Below are 7558 nucleotides of genomic sequence, written 5' to 3'. Positions count from 1 at the left end.
CTGCTGCAAGCCTACACCCTCTGGGTGACCCATGAAACACGCCCCTATCAGCCGCCAACACTATGATTTATATGTGAAATACAACGGTCAAGACAGCGAAATCAGCGATCTACTTGGGGAATGTGGGATGAAGTGTTATTTGTTGAGGTTCCAGGGCTATTACATTTAGATGCTAGTAATATAACTGGCTCTATCAACAACACCGTTACAGGCATTACAGAGGCCACTGCTGTCGCCACTGCCAGCATTGCCACTGCAACCGAATTTACTCTGCCAACCGTTGATTTTGGCGATATGGCAACTACCGCTCTCGGAGCGGTGAATACGGGCGACATCACGCTTGGCGTCAATTCTGCCGTAGATGAGGCAGCGACCACCTATACAAACGCTATATCCGCTGCATTGACCCAAATCGGAGGGTCGGTTGATACGGGTGCGGTTGTGCTGAACGTGGCCTCCAATATGAGTGCAGTTGATGGGTCCATCAACAACGTGATGAACCAAGTGAATGGGTCTATCGGCAATCTCTCCACGACTGCTCTCGGTGCTGTGAATACTGGAACCATTGTCAGCGGTGTGGATGCTGCTGTGCAGGGTATCGTCGGGATGAGCGGTCAGACGTCGTTCTGAACAACCTTTCCGCTCACGTTAGGATTATTTTGGGGGTCAGTGCTGGAAACGGTGCTGGCCTTTTTGCTTGGCCGTATTCGGTTGCCCACACCCCTTGCTTAACTCACGCCCAGCGGCTTCAGAAAGGTGCTTCTGCCACATTGTTGGCACGCAGTGCAGTGTCATCCTGCCCCTCATCTTGCTCCGAGATTTTGTGCTTATTTTGTGCTTTTGAACGGTGGTCTGAGCGGTTCGGGGCTGCGGTGTGTGTTGGGGAGTGATGAATAGATTCTTCGTCTGAATGGAATAAATTATTGATTTTGTTTGATAAATGCAGGTTTCTCAGTGGGTTGCAGGATGGGGTTAGATGAAAGAATCCTGATCGTCAGGGGATTCAAAACCCTCCCCCAGCACTGGCTTTCTTCGACCCCCAACGAACAAACCGCGCCGCAGCAATGCGGCACGGTTTGGTATTCTAGCCTTCAGACTGGTTTAGCCCTTGGCGTAGCCGATGCTTTGCAGGGCGTCCTTTATCTCATCCAGGATGGCCGGATCGTCGATGGTTGCGGGCATCTTGTAGGGCGTGCCGTCTGCGATATTGACCATGGTGCCGCGCAGGATCTTGCCAGACCGCGTCTTGGGCAGGCGGTCCACCACTACGGCCAATTTGAATGCCGCAACCGGGCCAATCTTTTCGCGTACCAGCTTCACGACCTCAGAGACGATCTCCTCACCCGGGCGGTTGGTGCCCGCGTTCAGGCAAAGAAAGCCAACCGGCATCTGCCCCTTCAACTGATCACTAACGCCGATCACCGCGCATTCGGCAACATCGGGGTGCGAGGCCAGAACCTCCTCCATGCCGCCGGTGGACAGGCGATGGCCGGCAACGTTGATCACATCGTCAGTGCGCGCCATGATATAAAGGTAACCATCCTCATCCTTCATGCCTGCATCGCCGGTTTCATAGTAGCCTGGGAAGGTGGTTAGATAGCTTTTCTTGAAACGTTCCTCGGCATTCCAGAGGTTCGGCAGGGTGCCCGGCGGCAAGGGCAGCTTCACCGCGATGGCGCCAAGTTCACCTGCAGGCATCGGATTACCGCCCTCATCCAGGATATCCACCTCATAGCCCGGCATCGGCACGGCGGGCGAGCCAAGCTTGGTCGGCAGCTCCTCGATCCCCAGCGGGTTCGCTGCGATGGACCAGCCGGTTTCAGTTTGCCACCAGTGGTCGACCACCGGCACCTTCAGCTGGTCCTGCGCCCAGGTGATGGTGTCAGGGTCAGCACGTTCGCCCGCGAGATACACCTGTTTCAAGCAGGACAGATCGTATTTACCAACGAATTCGCCCTTGGGGTCTTCGCGCTTCACGGCGCGGAACGCCGTAGGCGCGGTAAAGAAGCTCTTGACGTTATGCTCGGAAATCACCCGCCAGAAAGTACCCGCATCGGGGGTGCCCACAGGTTTACCTTCGAACACGATTGTGGTGTTGCCATGGATCAGTGGCCCATAGCAGATGTAGCTGTGCCCGACGACCCAGCCCACGTCAGACGCCGCCCAGAACACATCGCCCGGATCAACGTTGTAGATGTTCTTCATCGACCAGTTCAGCGCCACCAGCTGCCCGCCAGTATGGCGGATCACGCCCTTGGGCTGCCCCGTGGTCCCGGAGGTATAGAGGATATAGGCTGGGTGATTGCCCTCGACCGGCACGCAATCGACCGGCTCGACCCCATACTGGAAGCCGTGCCAGTTGACATCACGCCCTTCGACCAGCTCGGCAACCTCTTGTTCACGCTGGAAGATCACGCAGAAGTCGGGCTTGTGCGTGGCCAGATCAATGGCTCCATCCAAGAGCGGCTTGTAGTGGACCACCCGGCCCGGCTCCAACCCGCAGGAGGCAGCGATGATCGCCTTGGGAGTGGCATCGTCGATACGCACCGCCAGTTCGTTTGCCGCAAAACCGCCAAAGACCACCGAATGCACCGCGCCGATACGGGCGCAGGCCAGCATCGCCTCAAGCGCCTCGGGGATCATCGGCATGTAGATGATGACCCGGTCACCCTTTTCAACACCCTTAGCCCGCAGTGCGCCGGCCAGCGTGGCGACGCGGTTGCGCAGCTCGACGAATGAAATCTCGCGCTTGGTATGGGTGATCGGGCTGTCATAGATGATCGCCGTCTGCTCACCCCGTCCGTTTTCCACGTGGCGGTCAACGGCGTTGTAGCAGGTGTTGACCATGCCGTCGGCGAACCATTCATACAGCCCGCCGCCAAGATCGCTCAGCGCCCGGCTCGGAGCCTGGTCCCAATCGATCGCTTTCGCGGCCTCCATCCAGAACCCCTCAGGATCCGATTTCCAGCTGGCATATACGTCTTGATACGACATGGCGTCCTCCTCGCTCCTCGATGCAAAAGAGTTATGCCCAAGCGATGCGCCCGGGCAAGCCGCCGAAGGAACGTGGCGTCACAGTGTAGCAGAAATTTGCAATTTCGGCCTGTTACGCCCTGCAAATATATGCAAACGCGGCGGAGCCTTACGTATTACGGCGCGATTTCTGAAAATCTGCAAAGTTGCAAAGCCGATTTGGCTAAGGCCTGCCGCTACGCCTTCGAATCAATGCGCAGCACTCCACGCGTCAGGACGCCCATCTTGCGTTCCGCGCGACATCCGCACAGCCCTGCCCGTTCCCGCAGCAAGTCGCAAAATGATCCCTGGTTTTGCCGCATATCCCCTTGCAACCCGACGCGCGGCGTCTAACCTGCCGGCAGGAGAATTACATATGACACAAAGCGATATCTGGCGTCTCAGCGCCACCGAATTGACCACCCAGACCCGTGCCGGGGACATTTCCGCCGAGGCTGCGGTTCAGTCCTCGATCGACCGCATGCAGGAAGCAAATCCCGCGCTCAATGCGGTGGTCGAAGACCTGAGCGCCGAGGCACTGGAACGCGCCCGGACCCTCGACAAGGCACGCGCTGCAGGCGCTGCGCCCGGCCCGCTGCACGGGGTGCCAGTCACCATCAAGATCAACGTCGACCAGGCGGGTCATGCAACCTCGAACGGGGTCACCGCGCTAAAGGATCTCATCGCCCCGGCGGATGCCCCGGTGGTCGAGAACCTGCACAAGGCCGGTGCCGTCGTGATTGGGCGCACCAATACGCCGGAGTTTTCATTCCGTGCCGATACTGACAACCCGCTGCACGGACGCACCTACAATCCCTGGGGGCGGCATATTTCGCCGGGTGGCTCTTCTGGCGGCGCAGGTTCAGCCGTAATGGCCGGGATCGGCGCGCTGGGGCATGGCAATGATATCGGCGGCTCTCTGCGCTTTCCGGCTGCGGCCAACGGCGCGGTCACGGTGAAACCGGGCCTGGGCCGTGTGCCTGCCTGGAACCCCAGCCAGAAGGCAGAGCGCGGCATGCTGGCGCAATCCATGTCGGTGCAGGGTCTGATCACCCGCTCGGCCGAGGATCTGCATCTGGCAATGCCGACGATGATCGCCCCCGATGCGCGCGATCCCTTCCACGTCCCCCTGCCCTGGCGCGGGGAGGAACCCGAAGGACCGATCAAGGTCGCCTTTACCCGCAACACCCATGGCTATGATCCGCACCCCGAGGTCGAGGCCGCGCTGCTGACCGCCCGCGATGCGCTGAGCGATGCCGGTTACGTGGTGGAAGAGGTCGAGCCGCCCAATGTGTTCGAGGCAGGCCGCAACGGCTATCGCGCCCTGATGGGCGAGGTCTACGCGATGATGAAAAAGGACGTGGATGCCGCCGGATCGCAAACCGTACGCGACATCTTCGAGGTCTACTTCCAGGAGTTCCCGCCTTTCATGGGCGATGAGCTGCTGCAGATGATGGCAAAACGCAGCCATTATGCGCGGGAGTGGTCCCTTTTCCAGCAGGACTACCCGCTGGTGCTGACCCCCTTCCTGCCGCAGCCCTTCTTCAAACCGGATCGCGACACCGAAGGCGCTGAAGGAGTGCACGAGGTGCTGGGCTGCGCGGTCTATTCCTATGCGATGAACTTCATGGGGCTGCCCGCGGGCTGCGTTCCCTCCCGGCTGGCGCAGCTGGAGCAAGGCCCGCAGCCGATCAACGTCCAGATCGTATCGCCGCGCTGGCGCGAAGACATGGCGGTCGATGCCTGCGCCGCGATCGAGGCTCGCGTTGGCCGTATGCATCTGCCGCTGTGGGAGATGATGGATCAGGGCTGACACAGCCTGCCCCAACCTTGAACACCTTTATAAAGGGGCGCTGCAAACCGCAGCGCCCCTTTTCACATCTCAGTCTTCTGGATCAGGTGAACTGCTCCGAGATCAGCCGCTCTTCCAGTCCGTGGCCGGGATCAAACAGGATTTTGTGCCGGATGCTTGTATCCGTCCGGATCTCCACCCAGTCGATATTCTCGAATGAGATTGAATCCGCTTCGGCCATCACCGGGCGTTTGTCGGCCTCCAGCACGTCAAAACGCACATTGGCGGTACTGGGCAGCAGCGCTCCGCGCCAACGCCGCGGGCGAAAGGCTGCCACCGCCGTCAGGGCCAGCACATCGGCGCCGATGGGCAGAATGGGGCCGTGGGCAGAGTAGTTATAGGCGGTGGAGCCGGCCGGCGTGGACACCAGCGCCCCGTCGCAAACCAGCTCGGCCAGCCGCTGTCGCCCATCCACCGAAATCTTCAGCCGCGCCGCCTGTGGCCCGGCGCGGAGCAGCGACACCTCGTTGATCGCAAGCGCGTGGTGAATCTTTCCATCCCGGTCCATTGCCGTCATCGATAGAGGGTTGATGATTTCCTGTTCCGCTTCCCGCAGCCGCTCGATCAGCGCCTCTTCGTGATATTCATTCATCAGGAAGCCGACGGTGCCCCGGTTCATGCCATAGACCGGCGCGGGCAGATCGACGGTTTCGTGCATGGTGCGCAGCATGAAGCCGTCTCCGCCCAGTGCCACGATCACTTCCGCCTCCTGCGGCGGGACATTTCCATAGCGGTCGACCAAAGCCTTGAGCGCGGTTTGCGCCACCTTGGCGGAGCTGGCCAGAAAGGCGATTCTCATGAAGCTATTCTCATTGGGGCCACCCTGAGGTCACGACTGGGGGCGCAGGGCGCGGAAATCTGTTTCCGGTGGTGCGCATTCGGTTCCGAAACAAGCACAGCTGCCCCACAAAGACCAGAGTGGCCGTTCTGCCGCAGGTAATAGTCGCTTTACGGGCTTTTAGATCGGCCGTGTTTCCGATAGGAAATCGCGCAATCCCACCTCCAACCCGACGGAGCCAGCATGACCGAGACCACCCGTGACCCCGGTTTTTTCACCCAGTCCCTCGCCGATCGCGATCCCGAACTGTATTCTTCGATCACTGACGAGCTGGGCCGCCAGCGCGACGAGATCGAGCTGATCGCATCGGAGAACATCGTTTCTGCCGCAGTGATGGAAGCACAGGGATCCGTGCTGACCAACAAATACGCCGAAGGCTACCCGGGGCGCCGCTACTACGGTGGCTGCCAGTATGTCGACGTGGCGGAAAACCTGGCGATCGAACGCGCCAAGGAACTGTTCGGCTGCGGCTTTGCCAATGTTCAGCCGAACTCGGGCAGCCAAGCCAACCAGGGCGTCTTCCAGGCGCTGATCAAACCCGGCGACACCATCCTTGGTATGGATCTCGCCTCGGGCGGTCACCTGACCCACGGCGCCGCGCCCAACCAGTCGGGCAAATGGTTCAACGCCGTGCACTATGGCGTGCGCCGCGACGACAACCTGATCGACTACGATCAGGTCGAAGCCATGGCGCTGGAGCACCAGCCCAAGCTGATCATCGCCGGCGGCTCCGCGATCCCGCGGGTCATCGACTTTGCCCGCTTCCGCGCAATCGCAGATAAGGTTGGTGCCTATCTGCACGTGGATATGGCCCACTTCGCCGGTCTCGTGGCCGCAGGTGAGCATCCCTCGCCCTTCCCGCACGCGCATGTGGTGACCACGACCACCCACAAGACCCTGCGCGGTCCGCGCGGCGGCATGATCTTGACCAACGATGCCGACATCGCCAAGAAGGTGAACTCCGCCATCTTCCCCGGTATCCAGGGCGGCCCGCTGATGCATGTGATCGCAGCCAAGGCTGTTGCGTTCGGAGAGGCCCTGCGTCCCGAGTTCAAAAGCTACCAGAAGCAAGTGCGCGCCAATGCCGTAGCCCTTGCTGATCAGCTGATCAAGGGCGGCCTGGACATCGTCACCGGCGGCACCGACACCCACGTCATGCTGGTCGACCTGCGCCCCAAAGGCGTGACCGGCAATATCGTGGACAAGGCCCTTGGCCGTGCGCATATCACCACCAACAAGAACGGCATCCCGTTTGACCCGGAAAAGCCGACCGTGACCTCGGGCATCCGCCTTGGCACCCCGGCGGGCACCACCCGCGGCTTTGGCGAGGAAGAGTTCCGTCACATCGCTGACCTGATCGTCGAGGTGATCGATGGTCTGGCCGCCAACGGTGAAGACGGCAACGAGGCCGTGGAAGAGGCCGTACGCGGCAAGGTCGCAGCCCTCTGCGCCCGCTTCCCGCTCTACCCGAACCTCTGATCCCAGAACGGTTCTTTATGCTTCCAGTGCCCGGCGCGATGACATCGCGCCGGGCATTTTTCTTGCCGAATGTCAGTTTATCGGGCAATGGATATTCCCAAGGAGGAGTACGGCGCCTGACAGGACCGTCTCCGCCCTGCGCAGTTTGGTATACCCGGAGTCACTGAAGACCCGAGATCTGAAGGGTTGACGTGCAAGAAGGTCGCGATTCAAGTAACGGCATGATCCGTCCCGGTTTTCTTACCTCTTTAGAGCGGCGTGAGCTTGTCGCTTGCGTGCGCAGCCATCGCGAAGACCACGGCGTTGCACGGCGCGCCAATGCAATCTTGCTCCTTGATGATGGGAAGTCCTGTCAGGCCATCGCGGAGTTTCTCTAT

The 7558-nt window shown here is 60.3% G+C and carries 5 protein-coding genes; 3 read left to right on the top strand and 2 right to left on the bottom strand.

Annotated features, from left to right (window positions below; genetic code table 11):
* Window positions 1-120: 120 nt before the first annotated feature.
* On the top strand, window positions 121-630 hold the full coding sequence (locus AAFO90_RS23385) for a hypothetical protein (protein ID WP_347510974.1): 510 nt from the start codon (window positions 121-123) through the stop codon (window positions 628-630).
* Window positions 631-1101: 471 nt separating this feature from the next.
* On the opposite strand, the gene prpE is transcribed toward AAFO90_RS23385, so the two are convergent.
* Window positions 1102-2994, bottom strand: a complete 1893-nt coding sequence (prpE, locus tag AAFO90_RS23380) for a propionate-CoA ligase PrpE (protein WP_274828444.1) — start codon at window positions 2992-2994, stop codon at window positions 1102-1104.
* A 394-nt stretch (window positions 2995-3388) separates the two neighbouring features.
* On the opposite strand from prpE, the gene AAFO90_RS23375 reads away from it, so the two are divergent.
* Window positions 3389-4825 carry an amidase family protein gene (locus AAFO90_RS23375; protein ID WP_347510973.1) on the top strand — a complete coding sequence of 479 codons (1437 nt, stop codon included), beginning with the start codon at window positions 3389-3391 and terminating at the stop codon, window positions 4823-4825.
* Window positions 4826-4907: 82 nt separating this feature from the next.
* Here AAFO90_RS23375 and AAFO90_RS23370 read toward each other — a convergent pair whose 3' ends face one another.
* A complete protein-coding gene (locus AAFO90_RS23370) occupies window positions 4908-5663 on the bottom strand; it encodes an NAD kinase (RefSeq protein WP_274828442.1) in 756 nt (251 codons plus the stop codon).
* A 222-nt stretch (window positions 5664-5885) separates the two neighbouring features.
* Between AAFO90_RS23370 and glyA the strand changes: the two genes are divergently transcribed.
* A complete protein-coding gene (gene glyA, locus AAFO90_RS23365; protein ID WP_274834205.1) occupies window positions 5886-7181 on the top strand; it encodes a serine hydroxymethyltransferase in 1296 nt (431 codons plus the stop codon).
* The last annotated feature ends 377 nt before the right edge of the window (window positions 7182-7558 follow it).

Origin of the sequence: Phaeobacter sp. CAU 1743, assembly GCF_039839315.1 — a bacterium.
Taxonomy (GTDB): domain Bacteria; phylum Pseudomonadota; class Alphaproteobacteria; order Rhodobacterales; family Rhodobacteraceae; genus Phycobacter; species Phycobacter gallaeciensis_A.
This window is presented reverse-complemented; position numbering and strand designations above follow the sequence as displayed.